Genomic DNA, 15,273 nt, shown 5'->3' on the forward strand with positions numbered 1-15,273 from the left:
CAGACGTGGAACGAAGCGATGTGCACCACGATCCATCGGGGGATTCGAGTGCTGGTGAGCGAGAGTGCAGGGCAGTGGATCCGTTCGTCGAGGAGTGGGTGGCCGAGTTCGCCGCCACAGCCGACCGATCCCCCGACGCGATGTGTCTACGGGGGTCGGACGGCCGTGTCTCGTATGTGAACGACGCAGCACTGGAAATGGTCGGGGCACCCGATGTGAGCGCGGTGAACAACGCTGCCGACTGGATATTCGGCACTGTCGACTCGCAGGACGGGCCGATCTCTCGCGCCGTCGCGAGCGGCGTGTGGACCGGCGACGTCGAACTGATGAGTCTTCGTCACGACGAGCCGATACCGGTCTGGGTATCGGCGTACGTGGTCACGGGACGGCATGCGGCGACCGCGATGGTGGCTCTCGTGTGCCGTGATCTTTCCGGTCGTTTCGACCGCGAGCGCCGCTTGTTCGAAGTTGCGGTCGCGGCGGACGCGCACGCCAGGGAGCAGCGCGCAGTGGCGGACCTGAGCCGAATCGCATTGACCGCGAGCTCATCCGAGGTCATGAGGACGGCGACGGACGCGGCGCTGTCGTTGATGGGAATGAAGTGTGCCGTGATATTCGAACCGGCGTTTCCGGACAGATCCGAGCTGATCGCCGTGGCGTACTCCGGGCCGGACGGATCGCCGCCCCCGATCTCGCTCGCCCGCAGATCGCATGCGGCGGCCGCGCTCCAGGCAGGGGAAGCGATCGTGTGCGCCGATCGAGACACCGAAACACGGTTCCCGACGGAGTTCATGCATGCCAGAAATGTGCGAAGCGGAGCGGCCGTCGTGATCGAAGGCATCGGCGAGGCTTGGGGTGTTCTGGCTGTGTACGGCAGCGAGACAAGGGGTTTCGACGACGGCGAGCTGGCATTTCTGCAGACCGTCGCCGGTGTAGTCTCGGCAGCGGTTCTGCGGCATGACCTCGAGAACGAACTGCGCCGGCGGATCTTGCACGATCCGCTGACCGGGCTTCCCAATCGGGTGCTCGTTCGCCAGCGGATCGACGACGTGAAGACTCACGGGAACCCGTACCCCATAGCGCTTCTCGTGATCGACCTGGACAACTTCAAGATGATCAACGACACCCTCGGGCATTCGGTCGGTGACCGCACGCTTCAAGTCGTCGCCGATGTCCTCGCCGGCGCTGCCGGTGCGCGAGACACGGTCTCCCGCTTCGGCGGTGACGAGTTCGTCGTACTGCACCGCGGGTCCGATGCGGTCGGGTTGGCCAGGCGGATACTCGCCGAACTCGCCGACCCGTTCGATATCGACGGATACGACATCACTGTGTCGGCGAGTATCGGCGTGGCGCTCGACGAACGCTTCGAAGCCGATGCGGACGACCTGATACGCCGAGCGGACTCGGCGATGTATGTTGCGAAAAGAACTGGAGCGTCCGGGTTCTCGGTGTTCGGCGCGCACGTGGTGCGCACCGAACACGGTCACAGGTGAGTGCGATCAGCCCTTGGCTGCGACGTCGAGTACGACCTCGAATTCGAGCAGTGATGCTCCCGAGGACACCGGCTTGGCGCGCTCTCCGGCATGCGCGGCCTTGGCGGGACCCGAAGCCCACTCCTGGAACGCCTCCTCGGTCTCCCACTGGGTGACCACGAAATAACGATCCTCGCCCTTGACGGGACGCAGGAGCTGGAATCCGAGGAAACCGGGGGAGTTCTCGACGGCGCCTGCGCGCGCGGCGAAACGCTTCTCCAGCTCGGCGCCTGCGCCACTGGGGACCTCGATTGCATTGATCTTCACGACTGCCATGCCCGACAGGCTACCCCGGCCGCCTGATCAACGGTGGCGCTGCGCGCGGACCCGATACAGTCGGAACGGTGCTGTACGACGAAGGTGGGACGGGTAGGTCGATTCTGCTCCTGCACGGGCTGATGGGCAGCGCGTGCACGTGGCGTCGTCAGGTGCCCTGGTTACGACAGCACGGCCATGTCCACAGCTACGACGCGCCCGGTCATCGCAGGCCCCCGCCTGCCGATCCGACGACGGAGGCCTTCGTCGCCGATCTGGAACGGCACGCCGAGCGTCTCGGGCCATCGATCGTCGTCGGCCATTCCATGGGCTCGCTGCACGGGCTGTGTCTGGCGTCGAAGCGACCCGATCTGGTGTCCGGCCTGGTCGTCGAGGACATCGCGCCCGACTTTCGTGGCCGGACGGCCGACGATTGGGCGGCGATGATTCGGCAGTGGCCGCAGCCGTTCGCCGACGAGGATGCTGTGCGCGAATTCTTCGGAGATGTTGCAGGGCAGTACTTTCTGGATTCCTTCGAGCGCCGGGACGGCGGGTGGTACCTGCACGGCGACATCTCGACCTTCGAGGCGATCTCGCAGGAATGGGGCACGCGGGCGTTCTGGGATGAGTGGGACAGCGTGCGATGTCCTTCGTTGCTGATCGAGGGTGAGTTCGGCATCACACCACCGGGACAGATGGCCGAGATGCACGCCAGGAACCCCATGTCGACTCACGTCAGGGTCTCGGGCGCAGCGCATCTGGTGCACGACGAGCAGCCGCAGGTCTACCGGCGCGCAGTGGAGGAGTTCCTCGGCCGACTACAGTGACGCGAATGCCGGTGGCCAGACTCGATGGAATCGATATCAACTACGACGTCAAAGGCAGCGGCCCGCTCGTGGTGCTGGTGATGGGAACGGGTAGTCCCGGCCGAGTGTGGCAGACCCATCAGGTGCCCGCACTGGTGCAGGCCGGGTACACGGTGGTCACCTTCGACAATCGCGGTATCGGGTCCTCGTCCGGGGGCGCCGCCGGAATGGTTCTCGACGACCTCGTCGCCGATACCGCAGCGCTCATCGAACACCTCGGTGGGATGCGAGCTCGCGTCGTCGGGACGTCGATGGGTGCGCGCGTCACGCAGGAACTTGCGCTCGCGCGCCCCGATCTGGTCTCGCATGCCGTCATGATGGCCACCTACGGTCGCGCGTCCACGATGCAGAAAGCAATGTCGAAGGGAGAGCGCGACCTGTACGACGCCGGGATCACGTTGCCGCCGACCTACCGTGCCGCAATCACCGCCATGAACAACTTCTCGCCCGCGACCCTCCGCGACGAGAACGCGATCGGTGACTGGTTGGCCGTCATGGAGTATTCGGGCGGCGAGCGTAGCGCGGGGAGGCGTGCGCAGATCGGGTTGGAGATGCGTGCCGGTGCCGACCGCCTCACCGCGTACCGGAAGATCGTCGCGAAGACGCTCGTCGTGGGTTTCGCCGACGACCGTCTCATTCCCGTGCATCTGAGCCGCGAAGTCGCGCAGGCAGTTCCAGGCGCTCGATACGAGGAGATCGCTGATACCGGGCACTTCGGTTACCTCGAACGCCCCGACGTCGTGAATCGGGTGCTGATCGATTTTCTCCGCTGACCAGCCCGTTATCCCTCCCCGGCGAGGGCGAACAAGCCCGAAGCAGTCTGCTCGATCAGGCCGTCGACGAGCAACGAATCCAATGCGCGATCGCGCTGGCCTGGATCGCTGAGCCACACGGTGTCCAGTGTCGCGCGCTCGACGGGGCCGTCGCTGTCCCGGAGCACCGACATGAGCTTGCCGCGCACCTGACGATCGGTGCCCGCGAACTTCTGCACCTTCTTCGCCGGGCCGGTGTGTGCGGGTCTGCCTGCCTCGATCCAGGAGCACTCCGGCAGCGGACACAGCAGGCACGCCGGATTCTTCGCCGTACAGATCAACGCACCGAGCTCCATCAATGCCGCCGAATATCGTGCAGCCCGCGCGCGGGTGCGCGGAAGCACGGCCTCGACGTCGGCCAGATCGCGTGTGGTCGACGGGTTGCCGGGCTCGGCGGCGCCGTGCACTGCCCGCGCGACGACGCGTCGAACATTGGTGTCGACGACGGGAACCCTCTGCCCATATGCGAAGCATGCGACGGCCCGCGCGGTGTACGCCCCGATCCCTGGCAGCCCGAGCAGCGTCTCGACATCCCGCGGGACGACGTCGCCGTGCTCGGCGGCGAGTACGCCTGCGCATTCGTGCAACCGCAACGCCCGACGCGGATATCCCAGCTTGCCCCACGCGCGCAGCACGTCGGCCTGGGAGGACGCAGCCATCTTCGACGGCACCGGCCAACGCTCGACCCACTGCTGCCAGATCGGCGCGACTCGGGACACCGGCGTCTGCTGCAGCATGATCTCGCTCATCAAGATCTGCCATGCGCTGACACCGGGTCGACGCCAGGGTAGGTCTCTCTCCTCGGTGTCGAACCACCCGAGCAGTGCGGCCGTGTCGATCGGCACATGTCTCCTAGAACTCTTCGAAGAACCCGACTCGCCGGTAGCACCGCGCCGGTGCACAATGAATGGCGTGCCAACGAATCCCGTATCAGCGTGGAAGTCCCTCAAAGAGGGTAACCAGAGGTTTGTCGCAGGCGAATCACTGCACCCGAGTCAGGGTATCGAGGACCGCGCGCGCCTCGCCGACGGCCAGCATCCGAGTGCCGTGCTGTTCGGTTGCGCGGACTCTCGTGTCGCCGCGGAGATCATCTTCGATCAGGGTCTCGGCGACATGTTCGTCGTCCGCACGGCCGGTCACGTCATCGACTCCGCGGTCCTCGGGTCGATCGAGTACGGCGTGGGCGTTCTCGGGGTGCCTCTGATCGTGGTGCTCGGTCACGACAGCTGCGGCGCCGTCAAAGCGACGGTCGACGCACTGGAATCGGGCGACCTGCCCGGCGGGTACATCCGTGACCTGGTCGAGCGCGTCACTCCGTCCGTGCTGTCCGCTCGACGTGACGGCTACACCGGTATCGACGACTTCGAAGCTCGGCACGTCGAGGAGACCGGTCAGTTGTTGATTCAGCGCTCTCGTGTCGTCGCGGAGAAGGTCGAAGCAGGAGAGCTCGCCATCGTGGGCCTGACCTACCACCTGTCCGACGGAAGCGCGATCCTCCGCGAGGTCATCGGCAACATCGGCGAACAGCCTTAAGGCCTGGTTCCTCACGTCGTCGCCACCTCGGCGACGACACGCCGCAAGCGCTTCATGGATACGTAGCTGCTGGCCATTACGGTTGTTCTGTGTTGGAACCAACCGGGCCTTTGCCTCCCGAAATCTATTGGCGTCGTCGCGCACTCGCCATCGGTGCGGCCGTCGTCGTGCTCGGTTTGATCGTGTGGTTCATCTCCTCGCTCGGTGGTGGCAACGACGAACCTCCGCAGGCAGAGCCTGCAGGTGTCGTCTCGACGTCGAGCCCGGCTGCGACGCCTAGTTCGTCCGCGACCCCCTCGTCGGGTAACTCGACCTCGGGCGGCGGATCCGGCGGCACGTCGGGTGGTGGCGGTACGTCGAGCGGAGCATCGGGCTCGGGATCGGTTGCTACGACGACGGCAGCAGCTCCCGCAGCCGGCGCGCCTGCAGCGTCCAACCAGTGCGCGGATCAGAGTCTCGCGGTCAAGGCAACGCCGGACAAGCCGTCGTACCGTGTCGGCGAGGAGCCAGGGTTCACCGTCGTCATCACCAACATCAGTTCGACCGAATGCCAGCGCGACGTCGGGGCAGGCCTGCAGCAGGCGCTCGTCTACACCCTCGACGATCAGCGCATCTGGTCCAACACCGATTGCTTCCCGGACGCACAGTCCGATCTGCGCACTTTCAAGCCGGGCGAGCAGGCAGGCTTCACCGTCAAGTGGTCCGGCACGAATTCGGTTCCCGGTTGCGCCGACGAGCGCATCCCGGTCGGGGTGGGCTCGTACAAGGTGATCGCTCAGCTCGGTGAGCTCCGCAGCTCGCCGGAGCCCTTCAATATCACCTAGCCGTTCAATATCACCTAGCCGTTCAAGAGGCCGAGGGCAGGGCTAGTCGTACGGACCGGCGATGGAGGATTCGGCGAGTCGGGAGAGCCCTTCTCGGATGTGCCGGGCCCACAGTCCGCCGATGCCGTCGACCGATTGCAGGTCGGCAGCTGTTGCCGCAAGCAGTCCCTGCAGCGTTCCGAACGAACCGACCAGCCGGTGGATCTGGCTGAACTGCAGCCGCGGCACGCGGGTGAGTACCCGGTATCCGCGCGGGCTCATCGGGGTGTCGAGGGCCTCGATGGTGGCCGGGTACCCGAAGGCCCTGGCGAGAGTGGTCAGGTCGAGGAGGTCGACGTCGGTGAGCTTGTCGAGTGATGCCAGTGCTTTCTCGACGGCTGCGGTACCGGACGGCTCCGGGCCCGCGAGGTAGTCGCGGACGACGAGTTGACGGTCTGCGTCGTTGTCGCCGAGAAGCTCTTCGAGCTGCAGTGCAAGTTGCCTGCCGTCGGTCCCGAGTTCGAGAACGTTCTGCTCGATTTCCACCGACACGCGCCGGACCATTTCCAGTCGTTGTGCGACGGTCAGTGCGTCGCGCAGCGTCACGAAATCTTCGATCTCGACGACCGAGAGTTGACGTGTGTTCTCGTCCAGGCGCGCCTTGTAACGCTCGAGGGTCGCGACGGCCTGGTTGGCTCGCGACAGGATCGTGGCAGACCCTTCGACGACGTGCCGTACACCCGCTACGTAGACGCTCACGATGCTCATGGACTGGCTGACGGAGACGACGGGGTATCCGGTCTGCATAGCCGTTCGTTCGGCCGCGCGGTGGCGGGTTCCGGATTCGACGGTCGGGATCTTGTGATCGGGAACAAGTTGCACATTGGATCGAACGATCCGTTTTCCGTCGGTGGACAGCACCACAGCGCCGTCCATTTTCGACAGCTCACGTAGACGTGTCGGCGCGAATTCGACATCGAGTTCGAAACCGCCGTCGCAGATCTGCTCGACTTCCTCGTCGTAACCGAGGACGATGAGGCCGCCGGTTCGGCCTCGGAGTATGCGTTCGAGGCCGTCACGAAGTGCTGTTCCAGGTGCGAGACGGGCGATGGTGTCCCGAAGTGCCGGGGATGACGTGGCGTCGCGTGCGGAATCGTCCATGTTCATCCCCTCGTGGTTTGTCACAGTCTCGCAGGTAGAGGGTACGCCGCTGGTGTCATCCGGCCCGCATTGTTACGTAGTTCAGCGCTTCGCCGAGATTCGTGGCGGTACGCACCGTCATACCCGACGGTACGGAATCATCGTGTTCCGGTGTGATGGCATGGGTGAATCCGAGCCGCGCGGCCTCGGCCAGGCGCCGACCGAGCCCGGACACGCGCCGCACTTCGCCCGCCAGCCCTACCTCGCCCAGGTACACGACACCCGGCGGCAACGGCGTGTCGGTGACCGCCGATGCGACGGCCGCGGCCAGTGCTAGATCCGCGGCGGGCTCGCTGGTGCGCATGCCGCCGACCGTCGCGGCGTAGACCTCACTCCTCGCCATCTTGATGCCGCATCGTCGTTCCAGTACCGCGAGGATCATCGCCACCCGCGCCCCGTCGAGCCCGCTGACCGCCCGGCGGGGTGACGGCATCTGCGTATCGACGACGAGAGCCTGCAACTCGGCGAGGAGCGGGCGTTTGCCGTCCATCGTGACCGTGACGGCCGTGCCGGGGACGGCCTCGGTTCGGCGATGCAGGAACAGTCCGGACGGATCGGAGATACCTTCGATTCCGGTGTCGCGAAGCTCGAAACAGCCGACTTCGTCGGACGCTCCGAATCGGTTCTTGACGCCGCGAATCATGCGCAGCGTGGAGTGCTTGTCTCCCTCGAAGTGCAGTACGACGTCGACGAGATGCTCAAGCGAACGAGGACCGGCGACGGCACCGTCCTTGGTCACGTGTCCGATGAGCAGAACCGCGACGCCCGTCGTCTTGGCGAGGGAGGTGAGTGCGCTGGTGATGGCACGAACCTGGGTGACGCCGCCGATGACTCCGTCGACGTCGGCGGCGAGCATCGTCTGGACCGAGTCGACGATGAGGAGGCTCGGCTTGACCTGTTCGACGTGGCCGAAGACGGTTGCGAGGTCGGACTCCGCGGCGAGAAAGACACGTTCGTGGACGGCGCCGGTGCGGTCGGCGCGAAGACGAACCTGCCCGGCGGATTCCTCGCCGGTCACGTAGAGCGCGCGTCGATCCTCACCGGTGCGTGCCCAGCGGTGCACCACCTCGAGCAGCAGGGTGGATTTGCCGACCCCTGGTTCGCCTGCGAGCAGTACCACCGACCCCGGCACGAGACCGCCGCCAAGCACGCGGTCGAACTCCGGGATGCCCGTCGTATTGGCCTGCGAGGTGGTGCTGCTGACTTCGGTGAGGGCAGTGGCCGGCGAGGTTGGAATCATCGCTGCCGTCGCCGACCTCGTGTTGCCAGCGCCGAGGCCTGATGCGCCTGGCCTGGACGCCACCGGCACGAGAATCGGCGCCTCGTCCATCGACCCCCAGCTGCCGCACTCCGGGCAACGGCCGACCCATTTCGCCACGGTGTGCTGGCAGGCCGAACATCGGTAATTGGACTTGAGTTTGGCCACGACGAGAAAACTAGAGACGGCTACCGACAGGAACTGTCAGTTGTTGCCGTGCGAGCCTTCTTCGACCTGAGTTTCGACGACACTCTGTTCGGCGCTCTCCGCTTCGCCGTGCGCTTCGGCTTCGACCGGGGACTTGGCCGAGATGTCGCGGGGAAGAACGTGGCCTGCGTCGACGGGGACGAGGACCTCGACGTCTCCTGCTTCCTCGAAGGTGAAGGTGATCGGGACGGTCAACCCTGGGCGAACCTCTTCACCGATGCCGTTGAGCTCGACGACGATGAGCTGAAGCGGGATCAGGGGATCGTCGAGTTTGGTGTCGGCGGGTGCGCCTGCTCCGAGTGCGGTCAACGGTGCGATGTCGGTGCCACCCGGCTCTTCACCGAGGGTGACCGAGGATGCCGCCGTCGTCGCGATGCGGGTCAGCTTGTCCGGGTTAGCCGGGCTGTTGTTGACGGCGATGAAGCCGAGTTCGACCTTGCCGCCTGGCTCGATCGAGTATTCCTCGGTCTGCGGGTAGACCACGTGAACGTTGCGCAGCGAGATGTTGCCGACGTCGGCGAAGTTGCCGTTGACCGCGGCGACCTGATCGGCGGTCTGGGATACCTGACCGGCGCCACAGGCCGCCAGTGTGAGGGTGGCACCGGCCGCGATGGCGACAACAGTTGCCAATCGGCGGGTCTTTCGGTGCGCAATCGCAGCGTTGAACGCAGTCACGGGTCGTCCTCCAGTTGTGCCGGTCCGGGCCAGCCGGTACGTCAGGTCCACTAGGCAGAGTAGTAGTCATCCTCCCGAGGCGGATCGCTGGGGCGTGAACATGGTCGTGAACATGGTGCGGCACTGGGCATCCATCGGCGTGTTGACCGGCGTTTCGTGTAGCTCCGGCCACACGCGGTGGGCGTGTTTCCGCGGGCCGTGGAAGGGCGTCGGATACACGTTCCGGTCACCCTGTCAACCCCCGCGTGCGCGGCACTGTGCCCCTGACCTGCGCCGTTGAACCGAGCGCGTGGTAAACTGGGAAAATCGAAAGGGGCACGGGACACATGATTTTCAAGGTCGGAGACACCGTCGTTTACCCCCATCACGGAGCGGCGCTGATCGAAGCGATAGAAACCCGCACCATCAAGGGTGAACCGAGAGAGTACCTAGTTCTCAAAGTCGCGCAAGGCGATCTCACCGTTCGAGTTCCTGCAGACAATGCCGAGTACGTCGGTGTGCGTGATGTGGTCGGTCAGGAAGGCCTGGACAAAGTGTTCCAGGTGCTTCGTGCGCCACACACGGAGGAGCCGACGAACTGGTCTCGTCGCTACAAGGCGAACCTCGAGAAGCTCGCTTCAGGAGATGTCAACAAAGTAGCCGAGGTCGTTCGCGATCTCTGGCGTCGTGAGCAGGATCGTGGCCTCTCCGCAGGTGAGAAGCGCATGCTCGCCAAGGCTCGTCAGATTCTCGTCGGTGAGCTCGCGCTCGCCGAGGGCACGGACGAGGCCAAGGCCGACACGATTCTCGACGAAGTTCTCGCCGCAGCTTCGTAAAGTGGCAGCTTCCTAGGTGGCACGTTCGATCACAGGCCCCGTCGTCGCTCTCGTTCCGGCGGCGGGTCGAGGCCTTCGGCTCCGTCGGGGAGAACCGAAGGCCTTCGTGACAGTGGGAGGAAGAAGCCTCCTTCAGCGTTCGGTAGACGGTTTGATCGCGTCCGACGCCGTCGACCGCATCGTGGTGATAGTTCCCGCGGAGTCGGTCGAGTTCACCCGTGAGTTGCTCGGCGCGGACGTGGTGGTCGTCGAAGGCGCCGCCGAACGTACCGAGTCGGTTCGCTGCGGCTTGTCCGTGGTGGGTGACGCCGACATCGTGCTGGTCCACGATGCAGCCCGCGCGTTGACTCCACCCGCACTGATCGGCCGCGTGGTCGCCGAGGTTCGCGCGGGTAGATCAGCCGTGGTGCCGGTCCTGCCGGTCACGGACACCGTGAAGACGGTCGACATCATGGGTGCCGTCATCGGTACTCCCGATCGAAGCTCGTTGCGTGCGATCCAGACGCCACAGGGCTTTCGTGCCGACCTGCTGGTCCGTGCCTACGCGGCGGCCGAGGGATCGGCAACCGACGATGCAGGTCTGGTCGAGCGGCTCGGCGAAACCGTGCACACCATCGAAGGTGATGCGCTCGCGTTCAAGATCACCACACCTCACGACCTTCTCCTCGCCGAGGCGATAGTCGCGGCGCCTACTCGGGAGAACGCATGAGAGTAGGCATCGGCACCGACGTCCACCCGATCAGCATCGGCCGGCCGTGTTGGCTGGCCGGCCTACTGTTCGAGGACGGCGACGGCCTGGATGGGCACTCCGATGGAGACGTCGCCTCCCACGCCCTGTGCGACGCTCTCCTGTCGGCGGCTGGGCTCGGCGACCTCGGGTCGGTGTTCGGTACCGGAAGGCCCGAGTGGGACGGCGTCAGCGGTGCTGCGATGCTCACCGAGGTACGCAGACTCCTCACCGAGAACGGTTTTGTCATCGGCAATGCCGCTGTGCAGATCATCGGCAATCGACCCAAGATCGGGCCACGCCGCGTCGAGGCTCAGGAGACGTTGTCCGCGGTGCTCGGTGCGCCCGTTTCGGTGTCGGCGACCACCACGGACGGTTTGGGATTGACCGGCCGCGGCGAGGGAATCGCGGCAGTGGCGACCGCACTTGTCATGACGGAGTAAAAGCACCGGTAGCATTGCTGGTCGTGACCCTTCACCTATACGACACCGAGACGAGGGCCCTGCGGGAATTCATCCCCTTGGTCCCTGGCCATGCATCGGTGTACCTGTGTGGGGCAACGGTTCAGGGTGAGCCGCACATCGGCCACGTGCGTTCGGGAGTCGCGTTCGACGTTCTTCGTCGCTGGCTGCTGGCACACGAGTACGACGTGGCGTTCATCCGCAATGTGACCGACATCGACGACAAGATCTTGAACAAGGCGCGCGACGCGGGCCGTCCCTGGTGGGAATGGGCCGCGACGTACGAGCGGTCCTTCACGTGGGCGTACGACAAGCTCGCAGTGCTGCCTCCGTCCGCTGAACCACGCGCTACCGGGCACATCACTCAGATGGTGGAGTTGATCGCGCGGCTGATCGAATCGGGCCATGCTTACGCCGCCGAGGGCGACGTCTACTTCGATGTCGTCAGCTTTCCCGACTACGGCGCGCTGTCCGGCCACAAGCTCGACGACGTCCATCAGGGTGAGAGCGTCGGCGCGGGCAAGCGAGATCCCCGCGACTTCACTCTGTGGAAGGCGGCCAAGCCGGGCGAGCCGTCGTGGCCGACCCCGTGGGGCCGCGGACGGCCCGGTTGGCATCTCGAATGCTCGGCGATGGTCGAGGCGTACCTCGGCGCTGACTTCGACATTCATTGCGGCGGCTTGGACCTGGTGTTCCCGCACCACGAGAACGAACGCGCGCAGAGCAAGGCTGCAGGCGACGGCTTCAGCCGATACTGGCTGCACAACGGCTGGGTCACCATGGGCGGCGAGAAGATGTCGAAGTCCCTCGGCAACGTGCTCTCGGTTCCCAACGTTCTCAAAAGTGTTCGGCCGCAAGAACTTCGGTACTACCTCGGCAGTGCGCACTACCGTTCGATGCTCGAGTACTCGGACAACGCGCTGCAGACAGCGGCAGTGACGTACCGCGGAATCGAAGGCTTCGTGAAGCGAACGGTCGAACGCGCAGGCGAGGTTCCGCTCGGTACCTGGACCGAGGACTTCGCCGCAGCACTCGACGACGACCTCGGAGTACCGAAGGCACTCGCCGCAGTACACGCGACGGTGAAGGCAGGTAACAGCGCGCTCGAGGGCGGAGATCTGTCCGGTGCCGTCGAACACGCGTCGAAGGTCAGGGCAATGCTGTCCATCCTCGGGGTGGATCCGCTCGATCCACACTGGTCGTCGGACGGCGAGGACAACGACGCCGTCCTCGGCGCACTCGGTGTACTGGTCGACGCCGAGTTGCAACGGCGTGCGCAGGCCAAGGTCGACAAGGACTGGCCTGCAGCCGACGCGATCCGAGATCGACTCGCCAAGGCGGGCATAGACGTGACAGACACCCCCAACGGACCCGAATGGTCCGTCGGGGCAACCAGCAGTACCGACGAAGCAGGGCAGTGATGGCAGGCAATTCCAGTAGGCGCGGCGCGGTTCGCAAGACCGGTACCAAAAAGGGACAGGTCGCAGGATCAGGCGGTAATCGGCGTCGAGGACTCGAAGGACGCGGGGCGACACCGCCGGCGGTGGAGCGCACCAAGCATCCCGCTTCCAAACGCGCGAAGCTGGCGGAGAAGTCCGCAGCCAACCGCGGCGACAGTCGAGGCAGGGGAACCGGCACACGCGTCGCCAGCCGTAAGAACGACGACGCACCCGAGGTGGTGCTCGGGCGCAATCCCGTCGTCGAATGCCTCCGAGCCGGAGTGCCTGCGACGGCGCTGTGGGTCGCCGTCGGTACCGACAGCGACGAACGACTGAAGGAAAGCGTTCAGCGTGCCGCCGATGCGGGCATCTCGATCCTCGAGGTACCGCGGTCCGATCTGGACAAGCTCAGCGCCAACGGTCTGCATCAGGGGCTCGCGCTGCAGGTTCCGCCGTACCGCTACGCGCACCCGGACGATCTGATCGGCGCAGCGCGCGCGCACCAGGAGCCTGCGCTGCTCGTCGCACTCGACAACATCACCGACCCGCGCAACCTCGGTGCTGTCGTGCGGTCGGTGGCAGCATTCGGTGGGCACGGTGTGGTCATTCCGCAGCGTCGAAGCGCCAGTGTGTCGGCGGTGGCGTGGCGTACCAGCGCCGGTGCAGCGGCCAGACTCCCTGTCGCGCGTGCGACCAATCTGACTCGCACACTCAAGGATTGGCAGACCAAGGGCGTCACCATCGTCGGCCTCGACGCGGGCGGCGACACCACTCTCGACGAGTTCGACGGCAGTGGCCCGATCGCCGTGGTCGTCGGCTCCGAGGGCAAGGGTCTGTCGCGTCTGGTTCGCGAGACGTGCGACTCGATCCTGTCGATCCCGATGGCAGGTCCCGTCGAGTCCCTCAATGCCTCGGTGGCTGCGGGCGTCGTGCTGGCAGACATCGCGCGTCAGCGGCGTAGGTAGCCTCGGCGTCGAATCTGATAGTTTAGCCAAACCTAAGGAAAGGTTTGGTATTGCGATGTTCAAGGGTTCTCGGTTCGTAGCTGCACTGGCCTCATTGGGGCTGGTTCTCACCGGTGCGGCCTGTTCGTCCGATTCGACGACGGACGACGGGCCGTCGGAGTCTCGTTCAATCGAGCACAAGCTCGGCACGACGCGGGTGCCGGTCGATCCCGAACGCATCGTCACCATCGGATACTCGGACCAGGACACGCTGCTGGCGTTCGGCGACAAGCCGGTCGGAGTCGTGGACTGGTACGGCGACTATCCGGACGCGACGTGGCCGTGGGCGCAAGACGCTCTCGGTGACGCCCATCCTGAGGTGTTCAACAGGGGCCAGTTCACCGGCGAGGCGAACATCGACTTCGAGGGCATCGCCGCGCTCGCGCCCGACCTGATCATGGCTCAGTACATCGACGTCAGCCAGGATGCGTACGACCGGCTGACCGAAATCGCACCGACAGTGACCACGTCACCCGACTACCCGGATTTCGGCATGCCGTGGCAGGAGAACGTGCGACTCGTCGGTGAGACGCTCGGCGAGACTGAAAAAGCCACCGACCTGATCGACGGCGTCGATTCCGCCCTTCGTGAGCAACGCGCGGCGCACCCCGAATTCGAGGGCAAGACGGCAGCAGTCGTCGAGGCGGGAGATCCGGGTACCTTCTGGGTGCGCTCGCCCAACGACGGGCGGTCGCGGTTGCTGACGTCGCTCGGATTCGTGATACCGCAGCAGATCATCGATCTTGCAGGCGATTCCGATGCCTTCGAAATCAGCACTGAGCAGCTCGGCATGCTCGACCTAGACGTCCTGGTCTGGAATACCGGCAGCAGCGAAGGCGCCAGCGATCAGATCAAGGTCATCCCGACGTACCAAACGTTGAACGTCGCCAAGGACGGGCGAGACGTGTTCGTCGACGACCCCATCGTCTCCGGTGCGATGACATGGGGAACCGTTCTGAGCCTCCCGTACGCTATAGACGCGTTGGTCCCGCCCCTGTCCGCGGCGGCGTCCAAGTAGAAGATGAATCCAAAACTGTTGCGGCGGTGGCTACCTCGGTAGTCGCCGCCGTAGTAGTTGTGGTGAGGGTGTTGTCGACCTGGCATCGGCTTGGGCTGTTCCATTGAGGCGCAGGCTGATTGCGCGATTTCTTGTCGATGGGGCCTGGTGGTGGTGCGGTCTCGGTGGCGGCGCAGTACGAGCTTGGCTGCAGATCCGAGGGGTAATCTCAAATCGAATCAATTCGAACTAGTGTTCGACAAGTGGCGATTCGTGGGTTAGACTTGGTGCATGCTTTCGGGGGATAGCGTTGCAGGGGAGAATGATCCGGTGCTGAGCGAGTCGGTGCTGGCTGGGTCCGATGCTTCGGTGTCGGATGATGCGGCACCTGATGCCGTGTCGGATGCTGCGGCGTCAGGTGATGATGCTGGGCCTGGTGATACTGGGCCTGATGATGGGATGTCGGATTGCTCCGCGTCTGAGGATGCTGTGTCTGATGATGCGGCACCTGATGATTCTGGTTCGGGGTCGGGTGGTTCAGGGTCTGGTGATTCGGGGTCGGGGTCGGGGTCGGGTGAGTCTGAGTCGTATGTGGAGAAGTTGGGTTTGAGGGTGCGTGATCATGCGGTGTTGCCGATTGTGGATGTGGATGTGTTGGGGGCGGTGTGTGGGATCGAGGAGCGGGTGGC

16 protein-coding genes and 1 pseudogene are annotated in these 15,273 nt (G+C 65.0%); 12 read left to right on the plus strand and 5 right to left on the minus strand.

Annotation, left to right across the window (positions count from 1 at the left end):
* Positions 1 to 5 precede the first annotated feature (5 nt).
* Positions 6 to 1,493 (plus strand): diguanylate cyclase domain-containing protein, encoded by a 1,488-nt coding sequence (locus RY1_RS08265; RefSeq protein ID WP_245819540.1) that lies wholly within the window; start codon positions 6 to 8, stop codon positions 1,491 to 1,493.
* Between the two features lie 6 nt (positions 1,494 to 1,499).
* Here the strand turns inward: RY1_RS08265 and mhuD are convergent, their stop codons facing one another.
* Positions 1,500 to 1,808 (minus strand): mycobilin-forming heme oxygenase MhuD, encoded by a 309-nt coding sequence (mhuD, locus tag RY1_RS08270; protein ID WP_072803029.1) that lies wholly within the window; start codon positions 1,806 to 1,808, stop codon positions 1,500 to 1,502.
* Positions 1,809 to 1,876: 68 nt separating this feature from the next.
* Here mhuD and RY1_RS08275 point away from each other — a divergent pair, with 68 nt between their 5' ends.
* Together RY1_RS08275 and RY1_RS08280 are read left to right on the plus strand one after the other, a co-directional pair.
* The gene (locus tag RY1_RS08275) at positions 1,877 to 2,614 is read left to right on the plus strand and encodes an alpha/beta fold hydrolase (protein WP_072803030.1); all 738 of its coding nucleotides are present in this window, start codon (positions 1,877 to 1,879) and stop codon (positions 2,612 to 2,614) included.
* A 5-nt stretch (positions 2,615 to 2,619) separates the two neighbouring features.
* Positions 2,620 to 3,426 carry an alpha/beta fold hydrolase gene (locus RY1_RS08280; RefSeq protein WP_072803031.1) on the plus strand — a complete coding sequence of 269 codons (807 nt, stop codon included), beginning with the start codon at positions 2,620 to 2,622 and terminating at the stop codon, positions 3,424 to 3,426.
* Positions 3,427 to 3,434: 8 nt separating this feature from the next.
* Here the strand turns inward: RY1_RS08280 and RY1_RS08285 are convergent, their stop codons facing one another.
* Complete coding sequence (locus RY1_RS08285) at positions 3,435 to 4,310, minus strand: HhH-GPD family protein (RefSeq protein WP_072803032.1); 876 nt, start codon at positions 4,308 to 4,310, stop codon at positions 3,435 to 3,437.
* 67 nt (positions 4,311 to 4,377) lie between these two features.
* On the opposite strand from RY1_RS08285, the gene RY1_RS08290 reads away from it, so the two are divergent.
* Both RY1_RS08290 and RY1_RS08295 read left to right on the plus strand, forming a co-directional pair.
* Complete coding sequence (locus RY1_RS08290) at positions 4,378 to 4,998, plus strand: carbonic anhydrase (protein ID WP_072803094.1); 621 nt, start codon at positions 4,378 to 4,380, stop codon at positions 4,996 to 4,998.
* Positions 4,999 to 5,087: 89 nt separating this feature from the next.
* On the plus strand, positions 5,088 to 5,822 hold the full coding sequence (locus tag RY1_RS08295) for a hypothetical protein (RefSeq protein WP_072803033.1): 735 nt from the start codon (positions 5,088 to 5,090) through the stop codon (positions 5,820 to 5,822).
* A gap of 42 nt (positions 5,823 to 5,864) precedes the next feature.
* On the opposite strand, the gene disA is transcribed toward RY1_RS08295, so the two are convergent.
* Genes disA through RY1_RS08310 form a run of 3 tightly spaced genes read right to left on the minus strand, consistent with a single transcriptional unit; the run spans position 5,865 to position 9,141 of the window.
* The gene (gene disA, locus RY1_RS08300; protein WP_174565355.1) at positions 5,865 to 6,968 is read right to left on the minus strand and encodes a DNA integrity scanning diadenylate cyclase DisA; all 1,104 of its coding nucleotides are present in this window, start codon (positions 6,966 to 6,968) and stop codon (positions 5,865 to 5,867) included.
* A 49-nt stretch (positions 6,969 to 7,017) separates the two neighbouring features.
* The gene (gene radA, locus RY1_RS08305) at positions 7,018 to 8,427 is read right to left on the minus strand and encodes a DNA repair protein RadA (protein WP_072803034.1); all 1,410 of its coding nucleotides are present in this window, start codon (positions 8,425 to 8,427) and stop codon (positions 7,018 to 7,020) included.
* 36 nt (positions 8,428 to 8,463) lie between these two features.
* Positions 8,464 to 9,141, minus strand: coding sequence for a copper chaperone PCu(A)C domain-containing protein (locus RY1_RS08310; protein WP_072803096.1), 678 nt, complete (start codon positions 9,139 to 9,141; stop codon positions 8,464 to 8,466).
* 326 nt (positions 9,142 to 9,467) lie between these two features.
* On the opposite strand from RY1_RS08310, the gene carD reads away from it, so the two are divergent.
* The 7 genes and pseudogenes from carD to RY1_RS30345 form a co-directional block, all read left to right on the plus strand.
* Positions 9,468 to 9,956: an RNA polymerase-binding transcription factor CarD gene (gene carD, locus RY1_RS08315; protein ID WP_068376833.1), complete on the plus strand. Its 489-nt coding sequence runs from the start codon at positions 9,468 to 9,470 to the stop codon at positions 9,954 to 9,956.
* A 16-nt stretch (positions 9,957 to 9,972) separates the two neighbouring features.
* Positions 9,973 to 10,665, plus strand: a complete 693-nt coding sequence (ispD, locus tag RY1_RS08320) for a 2-C-methyl-D-erythritol 4-phosphate cytidylyltransferase (RefSeq protein WP_072803035.1) — start codon at positions 9,973 to 9,975, stop codon at positions 10,663 to 10,665.
* Positions 10,662 to 11,126, plus strand: a complete 465-nt coding sequence (gene ispF, locus RY1_RS08325; RefSeq protein ID WP_072803036.1) for a 2-C-methyl-D-erythritol 2,4-cyclodiphosphate synthase — start codon at positions 10,662 to 10,664, stop codon at positions 11,124 to 11,126. The genes ispD and ispF overlap by 4 nt, the downstream gene beginning before the upstream one ends.
* A 23-nt stretch (positions 11,127 to 11,149) precedes the next feature.
* The gene (gene cysS, locus RY1_RS08330; RefSeq protein WP_072803097.1) at positions 11,150 to 12,565 is read left to right on the plus strand and encodes a cysteine--tRNA ligase; all 1,416 of its coding nucleotides are present in this window, start codon (positions 11,150 to 11,152) and stop codon (positions 12,563 to 12,565) included.
* A complete protein-coding gene (gene rlmB / locus RY1_RS08335; protein ID WP_072803037.1) occupies positions 12,565 to 13,548 on the plus strand; it encodes a 23S rRNA (guanosine(2251)-2'-O)-methyltransferase RlmB in 984 nt (327 codons plus the stop codon). The genes cysS and rlmB overlap by 1 nt, the downstream gene beginning before the upstream one ends.
* 55 nt (positions 13,549 to 13,603) lie before the next feature.
* Positions 13,604 to 14,605, plus strand: a complete 1,002-nt coding sequence (locus RY1_RS08340; protein WP_072803038.1) for an iron-siderophore ABC transporter substrate-binding protein — start codon at positions 13,604 to 13,606, stop codon at positions 14,603 to 14,605.
* Positions 14,606 to 14,875: 270 nt separating this feature from the next.
* Positions 14,876 to 15,273 (plus strand): annotated as a pseudogene (locus RY1_RS30345) (hypothetical protein); the annotation flags it as partial.

It is taken from the genome of Rhodococcus yunnanensis NBRC 103083, assembly GCF_001895005.1.
Classification (GTDB): domain Bacteria; phylum Actinomycetota; class Actinomycetes; order Mycobacteriales; family Mycobacteriaceae; genus Rhodococcoides; species Rhodococcoides yunnanense.